The sequence below is a fragment of the Prescottella soli genome, from assembly GCF_040024445.1.
GTDB lineage: Bacteria > Actinomycetota > Actinomycetes > Mycobacteriales > Mycobacteriaceae > Prescottella > Prescottella soli.
Map to the genome: position 1 here is coordinate 561,920 of NZ_CP157276.1, position 18,637 is coordinate 580,556.

Below are 18,637 nucleotides of genomic sequence, written 5' to 3' on the forward strand. Positions count from 1 at the left end.
GAGATCGAGGATCTGGCGATCGAGGACGGTGCGATACCGCAACCTCGGGTTGGATCGGTGATCGGGCTTCCACTCCGATGCGGTGACATGCCAGACCACTGCAGGAAGGTGCCGGGCGCCGAAACACCCGACGTCAGAGCGAAAAAGTCTGACCCGTCTACGCACGGTGTCGACTGGGTCAAGAACTTCTGTTGGCAGTTCTGGTGATCACAATCTGGGAGTGCCAACCTCCGGGTGGCGTTCCCAGATTGCTCGTTTCAGATCGGATGCACCGCTCAGTCCGATGGAGTGCCTGTCGGAGCTCCGAGTAGTCGACGCCGACGCCACGGTCAGTGGCCCACGTCAGCGCTGTCGGCCGGAACTCTTGAATCAGGAGCCGGTCGCGGATCTCTCCGTCTTCCGTGAGCCAAGCCGGCTGAATGACCCCGAACCCCTGAAGTATCTCTTGACTACTTCGACATCAACGTCGGGGGCACGACGAGTGGGGGCAGTCCCTCGGCCTTGCGCTTTCCGGAATAGCTTCGAACTAGCTATAGGCTAGATGGATTCTAGAAGGCGTCTCATATCCGACTACACCTTAAGAGGAGCAAGGACCCGCGTGAACTCAGTGCGAACGCCCAGGTTTCGCGTAGCGATTGTCGAAGACCACAGACTCCAGCGGTTAAGGACCGAGGAACTTCTGAACAGCGCGGGGCTGGAGTTGGTCTTCAGCGGAGAGACGGCCCTGGAGTTCTTGGAATGGTCCAGATCGGTCACGCGGAACGAACGCCCTCATCTGCTCGTCCTAGACCTGATGGTGGATCGCCAGCCCAACGTGGACGTCGAACTGGTTCGGAAGCTCCTGGAGGCAGGCCTACGTATTGTGGTGCTGTCGGCACTCGCTTCTCCCTCCTTAGTGCAGAGCATGATAAAAGTAGGAGTTTCGGCCATCGTGGGCAAACGCGACTCCGAGGAAGCTATCCTCGCAGCGGTCCGGGCCGCACTCCGGGGTGAAGAGTGGATGAGTCCCGAACTCGCTGCATTTATCGCTGGGGATTCCACCCGGCCGAAGCTGAGCGTCCAGGAAGAACGTGCGCTCCTGCTGTACGCATCCGGGCTCAAGCTACAACAAGTCGGTGATGCCATGAACATCAGCAAGGAAACCGCAAAACAGTACCTCGACCGGACACGAAAGAAGTATGCAGCCTCCGGCGTTACCCTGAAGACCCAACTGGACTTCGGCAGGGTCGCCTGGAGGGAAGGCCTCATCGAGCCCTGACACAGGGTATGGCGAACCATATTGGGACAGCGCGACGTGTTCCGCTCATCGAGTGAGCAGGGCATCGGTTAACTGTTGCCGACAGTGCAGCAATGATACATCGTTTACAGGCTCTTCCTGATCGTATTCAACCGCGCATCGAAAAAACCACCTCGGCCACACCATCGGGGCGCTATCGACCGGACTCGATCCACCAGATGGTCGTATCGGCTGCTGCGGACCCGCCTACCTCCCCGCCACCACTGCCTGCGAGACTCCCACCGACTCACTCGCACCCGTTGCTGGACGCACGAAATTCGACTCAGGCGAACATCATTTCAACAAGGTTGACGGCTCCCAGCTGGGTGTTAGTGACCCTTGCGAAGGGAAAGTCGGGCGACGTGATCGATTCACCCACGAGGGTTAGCTGGAGCTCGTCGCCGACAGGAAAGAGTGATACGCGTAGTTCGTCCCCTGGATTGAGCTTCAACAGCATCCCCAGAATGTAAGAGGCTATCGATTGAGCGGTTTCCTCGTCTCGGATGTCAACATCACCGAGCTGCAAAAAGTATGCCACTCCGAGGTGGCGAGCGCGTGCGAGCGTCGCAGGAAAGGCCCGGCTGAGGTTTACAAGATGTGGGCTGATTTGAACCAGCTGCCGTAGGTACCGCTCTTCTACCCCGCACGCCTGACGGGTCAATTGCGAAGCCGGGTTCCGACCACTTCGCCCGATTTCATCCAGCAAACTGATCGCCGACTCGAGCCCCGCGTCCATCCATCTCTGTTTGCTCTTCTGCGCGGCTTCCTCGACTTCGGCCTGCAGCAACGCTTCGTGTGCTTCGAGTTCTGATCTCACGACTTCTCTACCGAGAGTTGCAAGTAGCCGTTGCAGCATCGCCCATAGTCCGCAGAAACCGATCCCGACAGCCCCTGCCACCAGCACGATCTGCGCTGCCGTTGCTGAATAGGAAAGGCCCACGAGGGCAGTCGCGAGGGCTACAAGGATCCAGAGCGCGGCCGCGAGACCTCGCGTCGACCGTCTAGGCGTTATGGCCAGAAGGAGGATGAACGGCCCGGTGGAGGCAAGAGCCTGCCAGTGCATCGCACCGTCGCTTCCGAACTCGACTGCTGCGGCAGACAATACGAAGACGGTGATAGAGATAGTGGCCAGGAGGACGCCGGCGAGACGGTGATACTGGAAACCCGGGATGAAGCGGTAGACGAGACAGGCAGTTGCCATCAAAGTGATCATCGGAAAGAGCGCCATGTGGTGGTTCGTACCGCCCGCGGCCGTGAGGATCACGCTGACCGCAGTGACGCCAATCGCCCACAGTTCGCTCGAACGCTGGTAGAGCTGGACAGCGGACGTCCAGGGAGCGTTCTTGGCACCGCCGGCGACTTCCGTATGCCCCGATCCGGTGCCTGCTTGATCCAGTGGCACCGTAACGGTGACCAGGGTCCCCGCACCTGGGCGGGAATCGATGGAGGCATGAAATCCGTTGTCGCAGGCGCGACCGATAATCGACTCAGCGATGCCACGGCCATCGGTAGGCGTTCGGGGATCAAAGCCTCGGCCTAGGTCACTGATGGTGACAGTCAGTCGGGCCTCCGACATTCGAACATCGATCACCACGTGATCGGCGCCGGAATGTTTGGCAGAATTCTTCACTGCTTCGCGGACAACGTGTACGACCGCGGCTATGGTAGAAGCGGAAATAAGCTGATTGCAGTGAGCGATTTCGTCATCGGCAACCCCGCTTCGGCGGATAGCAAATCCAGGTTGATGAAAGATCTCCTCTAACTTCTCAGGAATTGGACGGGTCGTCCGAGCTTGTAGCGCACGGAGAATTTTCACGTCCCGGCGACATTGTTCTTGTATGTATCGATGACCGGCGATGTCGGCGCTACCATCTGCGATGGCACCGAGCGTGTTTATTGCCGTGTCGTGAAGCATGCGAGACTCCTCGACAAGTTCCATGCTTACACGTTCGACCAACCGGGTCCGCTGCAGGGCGGCGTTTCTACGAGATTCGATCGCATCCGCTTCGGATGCGATAATGACAAGTCGTGACACTCCCCACCGGACGGCGATAATGATCGATAGCTGAGTAGTCAGAATCGAGACGAAAGTTCCTATTCCCCACTCAGGAAGTGCCAGAGCCAAGATCGCAACCAGCGCCACTGTGATGCCGGTAGTGAGAGGGGCTCCGTAGGGGCGGAGCAACAGTATGATTCCTAGGCAGGTCGCAAAGTTGATCTGCCAGCATGCGGCAAAAACGAGAGCGGAATCTATATCTCCGCTCGCGAGGTAGGCCCAGAGTCCGGTACCCGCCATTCCTGTCGAAATCAGTGGGTCCAGGTGGCGCCCGGTGCGCGCGAGAAGTGCGCTTAATCCGACAAGTGTCACCGCGGCTGCGAGTGCGAGACCATCACGGCCGAGGGTGCCGAATGCGGTGAACACCATGACGAATTGCCAGAGTGCAGCGAAGGCGAGTGCAGATTGACGGAACGCCATAAGGATCGAACGAGTCTCCACCGCGGTGGAGAATTCTCTCGGAGATACAGATTCGCGTTCACTAAGATCTACGAACAATACGGCAAATATCGGTAACCGAAATGCTGCCGAAAAGAACGTTCTCAACTTCTGGATTCCAATCGTGGCGGGCAACGAATAATCAATTGTATCGTCCAGCATCTTGTTAGTTGCAATCGCGGTCGAAACTCCCAAGACGGAGTGGGCTCGGCTGCGATTTCAGGAGGCCCCACATGGGGGAGGTGTCAGTGGCTGGCGCTTGCACAGGCGTCACTAATCGGTGGATTTCCAGGCCCGGCTCATTACCAATCCTGATCACATGTCCCCTTGCCGGGGGTCATACTAGTTGACTGTCCCCTTGCCGGGGGTCATATTATTTGACACTTAATTAATGCCCAGCCTACGGTCACGGCTGCCGCAAACAATATGACTGAAATTTCCGGTCCACATCGCGGACTTCGTCGGTCGCCGCACCGAACCCGAAGGACGTCCATGACGCAAGAGCTCATCGATTCGAGTGCCGACACCTATGTCTGGGCGCCGGGCAGGTTGGTCGACCGACTCCGACGCAGCTCCGGGCTCATCGTCGTGCAGGCGCCGCACGGATTCGGGCAATCGAGCCTGGTGTCCGCCTGGCTCGACGCATCCCGCGCGGCCGGACGCCTCGCGGTCCGCATCGCGCCGCCCGCGCCGACGATCACCGCGGACGCCCATTGGGCCCAGGTCACCGCTGCCCTGGCGGATGCTGATGGTCCGGTCGACATCGCGATCGAACGCGTCGACCTGCACCGGGACCCGATCGTCGAACGACGGATCCTCGATCTGGTCGACGGCAGTCCCGCTGTGCACGTCGTGGCGACGGTGATCGGGCAATCGCTGTTCGACGACCCGCTGACAATCGGGCCGTACGACGACACCCTCCGGGCCGACGATCTGCTGTACACGCAGGACGACCTGCAGGAGATGTTTCGCTCCGCGGGCCTCGACCGGTCGGATGCCGATCTGAGCGCCCTCCAGCACAGGTCCGGAGGGCACCCCGGATTGTGCACAGCGGTACTCGAAAGGACGAAGTCCGAACGTCCCCTCACCGGCGAAGACCTCGAGCGGGTGTTCGCCGACGCGGTCACGAGCCACGTTCACGACGACATCCTGGCGGCGGTGAATGCCGAGGAGCGAGAGTTCCTGGTGCGCGCCGCGACCGCGCACGTCCTCACCGTGGACCTCGCGCAGCACCTCGGTGGCGGCCCGGACTCGCCGCGGTACCTGCGAGACCTCGAGTCGGCCGGGATCCTGGACCACCGCGGGACCGCCGACGGTGACACCTGGCGGCTACCGCCCGCGGTGCGCACCGAACTGATCGCCGTCCAGTCGGCCGAGGGCCTCGAACCGGCGGCCCGGTCGGCGCTACTCGCCCTCCACCATCGGGATCGGGGCGAACACGCGGCCGCGCTGCGCTGTGCCGTCGACGCCGAGGACTGGGAACTCGCCGTCGACGTGTTCGACCAGCACGGAGCCGCCCTGGCGAGCTCACATACGGATCTGCTTCGGGACGTCCTGCTGATCCTGCCCGAGGCGATCATGGACGATCGTCCTGGGATTCGCCTGCTCCGCGCCGTGGTGATTCAACTGGAGGGGGGCAATCCCGATCCCGGCCCCACGAACTCCCACGACGCCGCTGACCTGCTCGATCTGACGGCCGCCTTGGATCCCCGTGCGGCGCTGATCGTGCTGGGGCTTCGGGTTCTTCTGCGGCGCCTGGCCGGGAACTACGAGACGGCCGCCGAGCAGACGCGTCTTCTCGACGTCGGGGTGCGGCGACTGCTCGACGTCGACACCGATGCGGCCACCGATTTCCTGCCGTTCCTGCGCATGCAGTTCGGGCTCACGTACCAGTTGGCGGGAGACTTTGCCGGGTCCACGGTGCAACTTCGACTCGCCCATCGACTGGGCACGGCGCGCCGGATGCACTTCGTCTCGCGCAACGCCGCCGGCAATTCCGCCCTCAACTGGGCATTCGCCGGCGAGGCGCAGCGGGCATACGACTGGCTCAGGGAAGAGAACCAGATCCCGCCCGCCGACGACTGGACAGAGTCGCTGGTGCGGATCGGCGGTGCGGTCGCCCGCGCACTTACCGCGATCGACACCCTCGACTTCGACACCGCTGGCCGTGCCGTCGACAGTCTGCGAGAGCTACCCGAGGTCGTGGAGCTGTGGCCGTTCGTCACCTTCGCACGCTGCCGATACGCCATCGCGACGGGCACGCCAGCCCTCGGCGTCGCGGCGCTCACTGAGTTCGCTGAAGCACGGTCACGCGCGAGGGGAACCTTCGTACAGACGCTTCTCGACGCCATCGAGGTCGAGGTGCGCCTCGCGCTCGGCGATGTCGCGCGGGCGCGGGCCCTCACGGATTCCCTGTCATGCACCACACCGTGGGCAGTTGTCGCGGTCGCACGTACACATCTCCTCGCCGGGGACCACCAGTCCGCGATCATCACGTGCCGCAAGTACGACTGGCTCGGGATGCCCTACGCACGATCGCATCTCGAGGCACTCGTGATCGAATCGGCGGCGGCCAGCCGACTGGGCCGTGACAGGGATGCTCTCCGCACCTGGACCCACGCCTGCGATATCGCCGATCGCACCGGGATCCGGAGCGCGTTCGCGACGATCGAGCGCACCGCAGTAGTTTCCCTCAGCGGACGGGCGGCACGGCCGTCTGCGACCGTCGCCGAGTTCCTGGCGACACCGGTACCCGAGCACTATCCCGCCGCACTGGAGTTCCCCCAGCTCACCGAACGCGAGATGGCCGTGCTCAACGGTGTGATGCGAGGCCTGACCGCCGGACAGATCGCAGCGCTGATGTTCCTCTCGACCTCGACCATCAAGACGCACAAGCGCACGCTCTACCGAAAGCTGGCGGCGCACACGCGCGCCGAGGCGATCGACCGTGCTCGCACCTTCGGATTCCTCGATACCTAGCCAGAATGAAGTGCATTCCGGGCGGGTTTTCCGGAACGGTAGCCGCCCTGATCTGCCGCGCCCTGCGCCGTACTGCACGCCAGGTGCAAGAACAAGACACGCTTGACGTACCGCCGCTCTCAGCGGGTGCCCCCTAGTCCTGCAAGTTCGTGGCGGTGGCGGTGGCGGTGGCGGAGGCGGAGGCGGAGTGTGCCCGACCGCGGCAGTGGCGGCGCCTACTTCCCGTCGGCGCCCCTCAGCGGTCACCGTCACACCCTGACTGCACAGCACACGGGACTGTTGGGGGTGTTCACGGACTTGACGTGATCGAGCATCGTGCCGTCGAGACCGATCACGACGGTCTTCGTGACCAGTGCCGGTGCGGTCGCCGTGACGACACCGCCGGCGAGCGTGCCCGCGGCGAGGAGGAGGGGGCGGCGGCCGGACGGTCGCCCCGATGTAGCCGAAATGTCTCGAGATGGTGATGATCTTCGTACCACGGCGCACACGACGCACCGATCTGGGTGATAGTGGGGTGCATGCGATCAATCTGGAAGGGTTCCATCGCGTTCGGGCTGGTCAACGTGCCGGTCAAGGTGTACTCCGCGACGGAGGACCACGACATCCGCTTCCATCAGGTCCACGCCAAGGACGGTGGACGGATCAAGTACAACCGCGTCTGCAGCGAGTGCGGGCAGACGGTGCAGTTCGCCGACATCGACAAGGCCTACGACTCCGAGGAGGGTGACCGCGTCATCCTCACCGACGAGGACTTCGAGAAGCTGCCGGCCGCCGAGAAGCACGAGATCCCGGTGCTGCAGTTCGTCCCCACCGAGCAGATCGACCCGATCCTGTTCGAGCGGAGCTACTACCTGGAACCGGACTCGTCGTCCCCGAAGGCCTACGTGCTGCTCGCGAAAACCCTCGCGCAGACGGACCGCACCGCGCTGGTGCACTTCACACTGCGGCAGAAGACCCGGCTCGCGGCGCTGCGCGCGCGCGACGGCGTCCTGGTGATCCAGACGCTGCTGTGGCCCGACGAGGTGCGCGCCGCCGAGTTCCCGTCGCTCGACGACGCCGAGGAGCCGAAGCCGAAGGAACTGGCGATGGCGGGCACCCTCGTCGACAGCATGGCCGAGAACTTCGACCCGACGGAGTTCACCGACGACTACCAGATCGAGCTGCGCCAGTTGCTGGACGAGGCGATCGCGAGCGGCGGCAAGAAGGTGATCCCGGCGGCCGAGCGCGTCGAGGCCGGCGCCGATGCCGAAGTCGTCGACCTGGTCGCCGCGCTGCAGCGGAGCCTCGAGGCCGCGGGCGAGGAAGCGACTCCCGCCCCCGCGAAGAAGCCGCGACGCAAGCGCGCCTGATCGTCAGTCCGCGAAGGCCCGCAGGTAGCGGCGCGTCAGGTAGCGCTGCACGGCACGCGCGGCCGGATCGCCGAGGCGCGTGAACCAGCGTCCGGGACGGGAGAACGCCGTGATCGTCGCGCGCACCGACCCGTCGGGCGCGCGTTCGACGCAGAAACATTCCTCCCCCGACTCCGGGTGTCCGGACAGGGTGCCGTAGGCGAATCCCCGGCGGTCCGGTTCGTCGAGCACGTAGACCACCCGGCACGGGATCGTGAACCCGAGCCACCGCAGCTCGACGGTCGTGCCGGGCGCCGCGGTCGGGTTCTCGGCCGCCACCCTCAGGCCGGCACGACGGTGGACGTCCCACCGCATCAACGCGTCGGACGCGGCGAGGAAGATGTCCTCACCGCGTCCGAGCGATGTCCATTCACGGATGTGTCGGTACCCCGCCGGCAGCTCTCCGGCGGTGGCACCGACCTCCCGATACGTCAGTTCCCGCGCGGCCCGACTAGACCGTGAACCCGAGGGCACGCAGCTGCTCGCGGCCGTCGTCGGTGATCTTGTCCGGACCCCACGGCGGCATCCAGACCCAGTTGATCCGCAGCTCGTCACACAGGCTGCTGTTCACCAGGGCCCGCTTGGACTGCTCCTCGATGACGTCGGTCAGCGGGCAGGCCGCGGACGTCAACGTCATGTCGAGCAGCACGACGTCGACGCCGTTCTCGTCGATCTCCTTGAAGTCGTACACCAGACCGAGGTCGACGACGTTGATGCCGAGTTCGGGGTCGACGACGTCACGCATCGCCTCCTCGAGCTCGTCGAGGCGCTCCGGGGTGAGGGTCGCGCCGTACGCGGCGGTCGCCTCGGCCTCGGTGGTCTCGGTCTGGGCCTGCTCGGCCTGGGTGTCCGTCATGATGTCTGTCCTCCGGTTCGAGCAAGGTCGTCTTCAGGGTTGCCGTCGACTATTCGAACAACGGCGTCCTTGAAAGCCATCCATCCCAGCAGCGCGCACTTGACGCGGGCCGGGTACTTCGACACCCCGCTGAAGGCGATGCCGTCTCCCAGCACGTCCTCGTCGCCCTCGATGGTGCCGCGACTGCTCACCATCTCGTTGAACGCGTCGACGGTGCGCAGCGCCTCGTCCAGCGGCATGCCGACGATCTGGTCGAACAGCACCGACGTCGACGCCTGGCTGATCGAGCAACCCTGGCCGTCGTACGAGATGTCCGCGACCACCGGCTGCCCGTCCTCACCGTCGGCGAGGAGCGCGCGCAGCGTGATCTCGTCCCCGCAGGTCGGGTTGACGTGATGGACCTCGGCGCCGAACGGGTCACGCAGCCCCCGCCCGTGCGGGTGCTTGTAGTGGTCCAGGATCACTTCCTGGTACATCTGCTCCAGACGCACGATCACGCACCTCCGCTCACGCCGAAGAAGTCCTGCGCGCGCCGGATGCCGGCGAGCAGCGCATCGACCTCGTCGAGGGTGTTGTACAGCGCGAACGACGCCCGCGCGGTAGCGGCGATGCCGAACCGCTGGTGCATCGGCCACGCGCAGTGGTGCCCGACGCGCACGGCGACGCCGTCGTCGTCGAGGACCTGCCCGAGGTCGTGGGCGTGGATCCCGTCGACCAGGAACGACACGGCCGAGCCGCGGTCGACACCGTCGGTGGGGCCGACGATCCGCACTCCGTCGATGCCCGCGAGTCCCTCGAGGGCCGCGGTCACGAGCAGGTGCTCGTGCTGCGCGATGGCGTCCATACCGACGTCCTGGAGGTACTTCACGGCCGCGCCGAGCCCGACGACCTGCGACGTCATCGGCACGCCCGCCTCGAAACGCTGCGGCGGCGGCGCGTAGGTGCTGACCTCCATCGTCACCGTCTCGATCATCGAACCGCCCGTGATGAACGGCGGCATCGACGCGAGCAGCTCACGGCGGCCGTACAGCACGCCAACACCGGACGGGCCGAGCATCTTGTGCCCGGAGAAGGCCGCGAAATCGACACCGAGGGAACGGAAGTCGACGGCGATGTGCGGGACGGACTGGCACGCGTCGAGAACCGTGACCGCGCCGACGGCCTGCGCGCGGCGGACCAGTTCGGTGACCGGCGAGATCGCACCGGTCACATTGGACTGGTGCGTGAACGCGACGACCTTGACCTTGTCGGTCAGCTCGAGCGAATCGAGGTCGATGCGTCCGTCGTCGGTGATGCCGTACCAGCGCAGCGTTGCACCGGTGCGACGCGCGAGCTCCTGCCACGGAACGAGATTCGCGTGGTGTTCGAGCTCGGTGACGACGATCTCGTCACCCGGTCCGACGGCCTTGTCGAAGCGGTCGTCGCCGAACACGTAGGCGACGAGGTTGAGCGACTCGGTGGCGTTCTTCGTGAACACCAGCTCGTCCGAATCGACACCGACGAACGAGGCGATCGCCGCGCGGGCACCCTCGTACGCGTCGGTGGCCTCCTCGGCCAGCTGATGCGCACCGCGGTGCACCGCTGCGTTGCACGTGGTCAGGAACTCCCGCTCGGCGTCGAGCACCTGCACCGGACGCTGCGAGGTCGCGCCGGAATCCAGGTACACCAAGGGCTTTCCGTCGCGCACGGTCCGCCCCAGGATCGGGAAGTCTTCCCGGATCCTGGTGACGTCCAGCGCGGGCACCGTGATGGTCATGCGGGCTACGCCCCTGCCCCGGCAGCCTGGGTGAAGCGCACGTAGCCGTTGGCCTCGAGCTCGTCGGCGAGCTCCGCGCCGCCCGACTCGACGACCTGCCCGTTCACGAACACGTGCACGAACTCCGGCTTGATGTAGCGCAGGATGCGGGTGTAGTGCGTGATCAGCAGGATGCCGCCGTTCTCGCGCTCCTTGTAGCGGTTGACGCCCTCCGAGACCACGCGCAGGGCGTCGACGTCGAGGCCCGAGTCGGTCTCGTCGAGGATCGCGATCTTCGGCTTGATCAGACCCAGCTGCAGGATCTCGTGGCGCTTCTTCTCGCCGCCCGAGAAGCCCTCGTTGACGCTGCGCTCACCGAACGTCGGATCGATCTCGAGCTCGGTCATCGCCTCCTTGACTTCCTTGACCCAGTGGCGCAGCTTCGGCGCCTCGCCGCGGACGGAGGTGGCTGCGGTGCGCAGGAAGTTCGACATCGAGACGCCGGGCACCTCGACCGGGTACTGCATGGCAAGAAAAAGACCAGCACGGGCCCTTTCATCCACGCTCATCTCCAGGACGTTCTCGCCGTCCAGGGTGATGGAGCCGGAGGTCACCTCGTACTTGGGGTGGCCGGCGATCGCGTACGACAGGGTGGACTTGCCCGAGCCGTTGGGGCCCATGATGGCGTGGGTCTCCCCCGAGCTGACGGTCAGGTTCACACCCTTGAGGATGTTGATCGGCTCGGCGTTCTCGTCCGAGTTGGCGACGTTGACGTGCAGGTCGCGGATTTCAAGCGTAGACATTCGATTTCCTATGCGGGTTATCGGCGAAGTATCGGTGGAGAGGCGGCGGATCAGGCGCCGACCGCGGCCAGTTCGGCCTCGACGGCGGCCTCGAGGCGCTCGCGCACCTCCGCAACGGCGATGCGGTTGATGATCTCGTGGAAGAAGCCACGCACGACCAGCCGCCGGGCCTGATCCTCGGGGATGCCCCGGGCCCGCAGGTAGAACAGCTGCTCGTCGTCGAAACGTCCCGTCGCGCTGGCGTGTCCGGCACCGACGATCTCACCGGTCTCGATCTCGAGGTTCGGCACCGAATCGGCACGCGCGCCGTCGGTGAGCACGAGGTTGCGGTTGAGCTCGAACGTGTCGGTGCCCTCCGCCTCGGCGCGGATCAGCACGTCGCCGATCCACACGGTGTGCGCGTCCGGCTTGCCCGACTCCGGATCGCCCTGCAGCGCACCCTTGTACACGACGTTGGACTTGCAGTGCGGCTGCGAATGATCCACCAGCAGACGGTGCTCGAAGTGCTGGCCCGCGTCGGCGAAGTACAGGCCGAGCAGCTCGGCGTCGCCGCCGGGGCCGGAGTACTTGACGGTCGGGGTGATCCGGACGAGGTCGCCGCCGAGGCTCACCGACGTGTGCCGCAGCACCGCGTCGCGGCCGAGCATCGCGTGGTGCGCGGCGGTGTGGACCGTGTCGTCCGCCCAGTCCTGGACCGCGACGACGGTCAGCGACGCGCTGTCGCCGAGCACGAATTCGACGTTCTCCGCGTAGGTTCCGCTGCCCTTCTGATCGAGGACGACAGTGGCCTTCGCGAACTCCTCGAGCCGGATCTGCAGGTGCCCGAACGCCACCGCGCCCTCACCCGGGCCGGTGACCTTGATGTGCACCGGGGCCGCAACCTCGGTCTCGCGGCCGACGGTCACGACCGTGGCCGACTCGAACGACGAGTACGCCTGCGCGGCAACCCGATCGAACGGGACGCCACCCTGGCCCAGCCGGGCGTCGTCGCGGCCGACGGTCTCGACGGAGACGTCGCCGACGACCTCGACGGTCGCCTTGCCCGACGCGACGGCGGTGCCGTCGTGCAGGCCGCGCAGCCGGCGCAGCGGGGTGAACCGCCACGCCTCGTCGCGGCCACCGGGCACCTCGAACGCGTTCACGTCGAACGAGGTGAAGACCTCACCCTTGTTGGTTGCGGGGACGGCGTTCTCGCCGGCCGCCGCGCCCTGTACTCCCGTCACGGGGGTGCTCACTAGCCCACCGCCCCTTCCATCTGCAGTTCGATCAGGCGGTTGAGCTCGAGGGCGTACTCCATCGGCAGCTCCTTGGCGATGGGCTCGACGAACCCTCGCACCACCATGGCCATGGCCTCGTCCTCGGTCAGACCGCGGCTCATGAGGTAGAACAACTGGTCGTCGCTGACCTTCGACACCGTCGCCTCGTGGCCCATCGTCACGTCGTCCTCGCGGACGTCGACGTACGGGTAGGTGTCGGAGCGGCTGATCTGGTCGACCAGCAGGGCGTCACACTTGACGGTCGCCTTCGACCCGTGGGCGCCCTTGTTGACCTGGACCAGGCCGCGGTACGACGCGCGGCCGCCGCCACGGGCGACGGACTTGCTCACGATCGTCGACGACGTGTGCGGCGCCAGGTGCAGCATCTTCGCGCCGGTGTCCTGGTGCTGACCCTCACCGGCGAACGCGACGGAGAGGACCTCGCCGCGGGCGTGCTCGCCCATCATCCACACGGCCGGGTACTTCATCGTGACCTTCGAGCCGATGTTGCCGTCGATCCACTCCATCGAACCGCCCGCCTCGACCTTGGTGCGCTTGGTCACCAGGTTGTAGACGTTGTTCGACCAGTTCTGGATCGTCGTGTAGCGGCAGTGGCCGCCCTTCTTGACGATGATCTCGACGACCGCCGAGTGCAGCGAGTCGGACTTGTAGATCGGCGCGGTGCAGCCCTCGACGTAGTGCACGGAAGCGCCCTCGTCGACGATGATCAGCGTGCGCTCGAACTGGCCCATGTTCTCGGTGTTGATCCGGAAGTAGGCCTGCAGCGGGATGTCGACCTTCACGCCCGGCGGGACGTAGATGAACGATCCACCCGACCAGACGGCGGTGTTCAGCGCGGAGAACTTGTTGTCGCCGGCGGGGATGACCGATCCGAAGTACTCGCGGAAGATCTCCGGGTGCTCACGCAGACCCGAGTCGGTATCGAGGAAGATCACGCCCTGGGACTCGAGGTCCTCGCGGATCTGGTGGTACACCACCTCGGACTCGTACTGCGCCGCCACACCGGCGATCAGCCGCTGCTTCTCCGCCTCGGGGATGCCCAGCTTGTCGTACGTGTTCTTGATGTCCTCGGGCAGGTCGTCCCAGCTCTCGGCCTGCTTCTCCGTGGACCGCACGAAGTACTTGATGTTGTCGAAGTCGATGCCATCGAGGTTCGAACCCCAGTGCGGCATCGGCTTCTTGTCGAAGGTGCGCAGCGCCTTGAGGCGGATGTCGAGCATCCAGTCGGGCTCGTTCTTCTTCGCGGAGATGTCCCGCACGACGTCCTCGGACAGCCCTCGCTGCGCACTGGCACCGGCGACGTCGGTATCCGACCAGCCGTACTCGTAGTTGCCCAGCGAGGCGATCGTCTCTTCTTGAGAGAGCGCCTCGGGTGTCACCTGGTCTGGTGTGACGGTCATGCGAGCTCCTTCCGGAGTCTTGTTACGTACCGGTGTGAGCTGTCCACCGGGGAGAACATCTAGGAGGTCTTGCGGGGTACTGCGAGTGGGACATGGGTCGTGCAGGCACAGTCGCCGTTCGCGATCGTCGCCAGACGTTGCACGTGGCGTCCGAGCAGTTCGGCGAACGCCGCCCGCTCCGCCTCGCACAGTTCGGGGAACTCCTCGGCGACGTGCGACACCGGGCAGTGGTGCTGACAGATCTGCACACCGTTGCCGACCGGCCGGATCGACGCGGCGAATCCCGCCGAGGTGAACGCCTCCGCGATCTCCTCCGCCGTGGACTCGACGTCCTCGGGTTCTCCGTCGCCCACCGGCTCGACCTCACGGACGATGGACTGCACCCGACGTCGAGCGAAGTCCTCGATGGCCGCGTCGCCACCGATCTCGCGCAGCTGCCGCATCGCCGCACCCGCGAGGTCGTCGTACGTGTGACCGAGCTTCCCGCGACCTGCCGCGGTGATCTGGAACAGCTTCGCCGGGCGACCGCGGCCACGCTGGCGCCAGCTGGCCGCGCTGGCCTCCTGCGCCTCGCCCGCCTCGATGAGCACGTCCAGGTGCCGTCGGACACCGGCGGCGCTGAGGCCGAGCCGGGCTCCGATGTCGGTGGCCGAGATCGGCCCCTCCTCGAGGAGCAACTGCACCACCGCGGCGCGGGTGTGCCCTTCGTGCGCGCCGGTAACGGGCAGCGACGAACCCGCGGAGACCTGAACAGGTTCGTGACCTGCACTTTCTCCGCTCGAGCGTCGGGCCGCTTCCGATTTCACAACACCAGTGTGACGGAATTCGACGCGCCGGTCTACGAAGGGTGCCCTCTGTAATCGGCGCCACACCGGCCGCGACCGCGGCGGCTCAGCCCTGGCTGGAGCACTCCGTTCACACCGCTACGCTGCACCGTGTGCCGCAGACCGAGATGGATCACGAGTCGGAAGCCCCGGCCCGGTCCCGGGTCGATCGGGCCACGCTCTTCGCCAAGCGTGCGCTCGGGATCGACGGGCGCTCCCCCCGACCGTCGGTAGCCGACGCCCTCCACGGCGACGAGACCGAGGCCCCCGGCCTCGACGCGGCCGAAACCCGCCAACTGCACTGGATACGCCTGTTCGGCGCCACCGGCGCGGTGCTCATGGCCGTCGGCGCGCTGGGAGCCGGAGCGCAGCCGGTTCTGCAGAACCCCGTCCAGGGCCTGCGCGTGCTGGGACTGCCGGCGCGCATGCCGAGTGCAACACTGAGCATGGCCATGACCGGCACCGTCATGGTGGTCCTCGCGTGGCTGTTGCTGGGCCGCTTCGCGGTCGGCAGCCTCCGTGGCGGACGCCCGCCGCGGCAGCTGAGTCGATCGCAGCTGGACCGCACCATGCTGCTGTGGGTGATACCTCTCACAGTCGCGCCGCCGATGTTCAGTCGCGACGTCTACTCGTACCTCGCGCAGAGCGAGATCACCGCGCGCGGCCTCGATCCGTACGAGATCGGCCCCGCCGGCGCGCTCGGCGTCGACAACGTCCTGACCCGGACCGTCCCCACCATCTGGCGCGACACCCCGGCGCCCTACGGCCCACTGTTCCTCTGGATGGGACGCGGGATCACCTGGCTCACCGGCGACAACATCGTCGCCGGGATCTTCCTGCACCGACTGCTCGCGCTCGCCGGCGTCGCGATGATCGTGTGGGCCCTGCCCCGGCTCGCGCGGCGCTGCGGCGTCTCGGCCGTCGGCGCGCTCTGGCTCGGCGCCCTCAACCCGCTCGTGCTCTTCCACCTCGTCGCCGGCATCCACAACGAGGCCCTGATGATCGGCCTGATGCTCGCCGGTGTCGAGCTCGCCCTGCGGGCCGTGGAGGGCACCGATCCGATTCGCGGAAGGGCCCTGCTTCTGCTGCTGGCCGGCGCGACCCTGATCGCGCTGTCCTCGACGATCAAGATCCCCTCGCTGCTCGCGCTCGGGTTCGTGGGAATGGCGCTCGCCCGCAGGTGGGGCGCCAACCTGAAGGCACTCGTGTCCGCCGCGGCGCTACTGGGGGTGGTGGCGATCACGGTGACCGTCTTCGTGAGCGTCGCGAGCGGGCTCGGGATGGGCTGGACGCAGACACTCGGCACCGCGACGGAAGTCCGCAGCTGGATGTCGATCCCGACACTGCTCGGACTCGGTACCGGCCTGGTCGGCGTGCTGCTCGGTCTCGGCGACCACACCACCGCCGTCCTGAGCCTCACCCGGCCGATCGCGTCACTGATCGCCGCCTTCATCACGCTGCGCATGCTGGTCGCGGTGCTGGTCGGACGGATCCATCCGGTCGGGGCGCTCGGCGTGTCCCTGGGCGCGATCGTCCTCCTCTTCCCGGTCGTGCAGCCGTGGTACCTGCTGTGGGCGGTCATCCCGCTCGCGGCGTGGGCCACCCGCCCGGTGTTCCGGATCCCGGCGATCGCGTTCTCGTCCTTCGTGAGCGTGATCCTCATGCCCAACGGCGCCGAGTACGAGCCGTTCATGATCGTCCAGGCCGCCGTCGCCACCGCGATCGCCAGCGTCGTGCTGATGCTCGTCACCCGCAACAAGCTGCTCTGGCGGGCCCAGCCCGGGACCACCGGACAAGCCTGATCCGGTCGGGGCCTACGCTGGTTCCTCGTGATTGTCAGAACGTCGGAAACGGCGTGAGTATGGGTGCGCCGGCAGTACGTCTCCAAGGCGTCGAGAAGGCCTTCGGCACCGTCCGCGCCGTCAACGGGCTCGATCTCGTCCTCGAACAGGCGCAGGTGCTGGCCCTGCTCGGCCCGAACGGCGCCGGCAAGACCACGACCGTCGAGATGTGCGAGGGCTTCGTCGCGCCCGACGCCGGATCCGTTCGGGTCCTCGGCCTCGACCCGATCGCCGACTCCGCGGCACTGCGGCCTCGGATCGGGGTCATGCTCCAGGGCGGCGGCGCGTACCCGGGTTCGAAGGCCGGCGAGATGCTCGACCTGGTCGCGTCGTACTCGGCGGACCCGCTCGATCCCGACTGGCTCCTGCGCAGCCTCGGCCTACAGGACGCCCGCCGCACCCCGTACCGCCGTCTGTCGGGTGGCCAGCAGCAACGGCTGTCCCTCGCCTGCGCCCTCGTCGGCCGGCCCGAACTCGTGTTCCTCGACGAACCGACCGCGGGCCTGGACGCGCAGGCGCGCCTGCTCGTGTGGGAGCTGATCGACGCGCTGCGCCGCGACGGCGTCAGCGTCCTGCTGACCACGCACCTCATGGACGAGGCCGAGGAGCTGGCCGACGAACTCGTCATCATCGACCACGGCCGGATCGTCGCGTCCGGGACGCCGTCGGAGGTCACCCGCACCGGCGCCGAGGGTCGGCTGAGTCTCGTGGCACCGCCCGGCCTCGACCTCGCCCCGCTGCGCGCCGCGCTGCCGGCCGAGTTCCAGGTGCAGGAGGTCTCGTCCGGGGACTACGTCGTGCGCGGCGCGATCAACCCGCACGTCGTCGCGGCGGTCACGTCGTGGTGCGCAGGACAGGACGCGCTGGCCACGGAGATCCGGGTCGACCAGCGCCGCCTCGAGGACGTCTTCCTCGAACTCACGGGACGGGATCTGAGGGGATGAGCGTGACGCACCACGACCGCCTGGCCGACAACCGATTCGCCGACGGCACGTTCGCCCCGCGCCCCCAGCCTGCGCCGCCGGGGAGGATGCTGGCCGCGCAGACCAAGCTCGAACTGACGCTGCTGCTGCGCAACGGCGAGCAGTTGCTGATCACGATGTTCATCCCGATCACCCTGCTGATCGGCCTGACCCTGCTGCCGATCGGCGATTTCGGGAGCGACCGCGTCGACACGATCGTTCCCGCCGTGATGATGGTCGCGATCATGTCGACGGCGTTCACCGGTCAGGCGATCGCCGTCGGCTTCGACCGCCGCTACGGCGCCCTCAAACGTCTCGGGGCCACGCCGCTGCCGCGCTGGGGCATCATTGCCGGCAAGAGCGCCGCGGTCGTGATCGTCGTCGCGATGCAGACCCTCCTGCTCGGCGCCATCGGATTCGCACTGGGCTGGCGCCCCAGCGTGGTCGGACTGCTCCTCGGCGCAGTCGTGATCGCCCTCGGAACCGTCACGTTCGCGGCGATGGGGCTGCTGCTGGGCGGCACGCTGCGCGCCGAGATCGTCCTCGCGCTCGCGAACATCCTGTGGTTCGCGATGGCCGGCATCGGCAGCGTCATCTTCGGCGACCAACTACACGCCGGTGTCCGGATCACCGCGGAACTGATCCCGTCCGGCGCCCTCGCCCAAGCCCTCGAGGACGCCACCGCGGGCAGCATCAACGTGTTCTGCATTGCGGTGCTCGCGGTGTGGGCGCTCGTGACCGGATTCGTCGCGACCAGGACTTTCAAGTTCACCTGACACGAGTATTCGTTCATTCGGCCCGT

General features: G+C 66.3%; 15 protein-coding genes. 6 read left to right on the top strand and 9 right to left on the bottom strand.

The window, feature by feature from the left end; genetic code table 11:
- Nucleotides 1-598 precede the first annotated feature (598 nt).
- On the top strand, nt 599-1,258 hold the full coding sequence (locus ABI214_RS02625; RefSeq protein WP_348605868.1) for a response regulator transcription factor: 660 nt from the start codon (nt 599-601) through the stop codon (nt 1,256-1,258).
- Nucleotides 1,259-1,559: 301 nt separating this feature from the next.
- Here the strand turns inward: ABI214_RS02625 and ABI214_RS02630 are convergent, their stop codons facing one another.
- Nucleotides 1,560-3,932, bottom strand: a complete 2,373-nt coding sequence (locus ABI214_RS02630) for a sensor histidine kinase (protein WP_348605870.1) — start codon at nt 3,930-3,932, stop codon at nt 1,560-1,562.
- Nucleotides 3,933-4,262: 330 nt separating this feature from the next.
- On the opposite strand from ABI214_RS02630, the gene ABI214_RS02635 reads away from it, so the two are divergent.
- A complete protein-coding gene (locus tag ABI214_RS02635) occupies nt 4,263-6,749 on the top strand; it encodes a LuxR C-terminal-related transcriptional regulator (RefSeq protein WP_348605872.1) in 2,487 nt (828 codons plus the stop codon).
- Nucleotides 6,750-7,267: 518 nt separating this feature from the next.
- Nucleotides 7,268-8,098, top strand: a complete 831-nt coding sequence (locus ABI214_RS02640) for a Ku protein (protein ID WP_348605874.1) — start codon at nt 7,268-7,270, stop codon at nt 8,096-8,098.
- Between the two features lie 3 nt (nt 8,099-8,101).
- Here ABI214_RS02640 and ABI214_RS02645 read toward each other — a convergent pair whose 3' ends face one another.
- Genes ABI214_RS02645 through ABI214_RS02680 form a run of 8 tightly spaced genes read right to left on the bottom strand, consistent with a single transcriptional unit; the run spans nt 8,102 to nt 15,014 of the window.
- The gene (locus tag ABI214_RS02645; protein ID WP_348605876.1) at nt 8,102-8,611 is read right to left on the bottom strand and encodes a DUF1990 family protein; all 510 of its coding nucleotides are present in this window, start codon (nt 8,609-8,611) and stop codon (nt 8,102-8,104) included.
- Nucleotides 8,589-8,993, bottom strand: a complete 405-nt coding sequence (locus ABI214_RS02650) for a metal-sulfur cluster assembly factor (RefSeq protein WP_127916953.1) — start codon at nt 8,991-8,993, stop codon at nt 8,589-8,591. The genes ABI214_RS02645 and ABI214_RS02650 overlap by 23 nt, the downstream gene beginning before the upstream one ends.
- Nucleotides 8,990-9,484: a Fe-S cluster assembly sulfur transfer protein SufU gene (gene sufU, locus ABI214_RS02655; protein WP_348611181.1), complete on the bottom strand. Its 495-nt coding sequence runs from the start codon at nt 9,482-9,484 to the stop codon at nt 8,990-8,992. The genes ABI214_RS02650 and sufU overlap by 4 nt, the downstream gene beginning before the upstream one ends.
- A 2-nt stretch (nt 9,485-9,486) precedes the next feature.
- Nucleotides 9,487-10,749, bottom strand: coding sequence for a cysteine desulfurase (locus ABI214_RS02660; RefSeq protein ID WP_348605878.1), 1,263 nt, complete (start codon nt 10,747-10,749; stop codon nt 9,487-9,489).
- A gap of 5 nt (nt 10,750-10,754) precedes the next feature.
- Nucleotides 10,755-11,531 carry a Fe-S cluster assembly ATPase SufC gene (gene sufC / locus ABI214_RS02665; RefSeq protein WP_348605880.1) on the bottom strand — a complete coding sequence of 259 codons (777 nt, stop codon included), beginning with the start codon at nt 11,529-11,531 and terminating at the stop codon, nt 10,755-10,757.
- Nucleotides 11,532-11,581: 50 nt separating this feature from the next.
- Complete coding sequence (sufD, locus tag ABI214_RS02670; protein WP_348605882.1) at nt 11,582-12,766, bottom strand: Fe-S cluster assembly protein SufD; 1,185 nt, start codon at nt 12,764-12,766, stop codon at nt 11,582-11,584.
- Nucleotides 12,766-14,208, bottom strand: a complete 1,443-nt coding sequence (gene sufB, locus ABI214_RS02675; RefSeq protein WP_348605888.1) for a Fe-S cluster assembly protein SufB — start codon at nt 14,206-14,208, stop codon at nt 12,766-12,768. The genes sufD and sufB overlap by 1 nt, the downstream gene beginning before the upstream one ends.
- A gap of 59 nt (nt 14,209-14,267) precedes the next feature.
- On the bottom strand, nt 14,268-15,014 hold the full coding sequence (locus tag ABI214_RS02680; RefSeq protein WP_348605890.1) for a helix-turn-helix transcriptional regulator: 747 nt from the start codon (nt 15,012-15,014) through the stop codon (nt 14,268-14,270).
- A gap of 146 nt (nt 15,015-15,160) precedes the next feature.
- Here ABI214_RS02680 and mptB point away from each other — a divergent pair, with 146 nt between their 5' ends.
- Genes mptB through ABI214_RS02695 form a run of 3 tightly spaced genes read left to right on the top strand, consistent with a single transcriptional unit; the run spans nt 15,161 to nt 18,611 of the window.
- Nucleotides 15,161-16,834, top strand: coding sequence for a polyprenol phosphomannose-dependent alpha 1,6 mannosyltransferase MptB (gene mptB, locus ABI214_RS02685; protein ID WP_348611184.1), 1,674 nt, complete (start codon nt 15,161-15,163; stop codon nt 16,832-16,834).
- Between the two features lie 59 nt (nt 16,835-16,893).
- A complete protein-coding gene (locus ABI214_RS02690) occupies nt 16,894-17,817 on the top strand; it encodes an ABC transporter ATP-binding protein (protein WP_348611187.1) in 924 nt (307 codons plus the stop codon).
- Nucleotides 17,814-18,611, top strand: coding sequence for an ABC transporter permease (locus ABI214_RS02695; RefSeq protein WP_348605892.1), 798 nt, complete (start codon nt 17,814-17,816; stop codon nt 18,609-18,611). Before ABI214_RS02690 ends, ABI214_RS02695 begins: the two co-directional genes overlap by 4 nt.
- Nucleotides 18,612-18,637 lie beyond the last annotated feature (26 nt).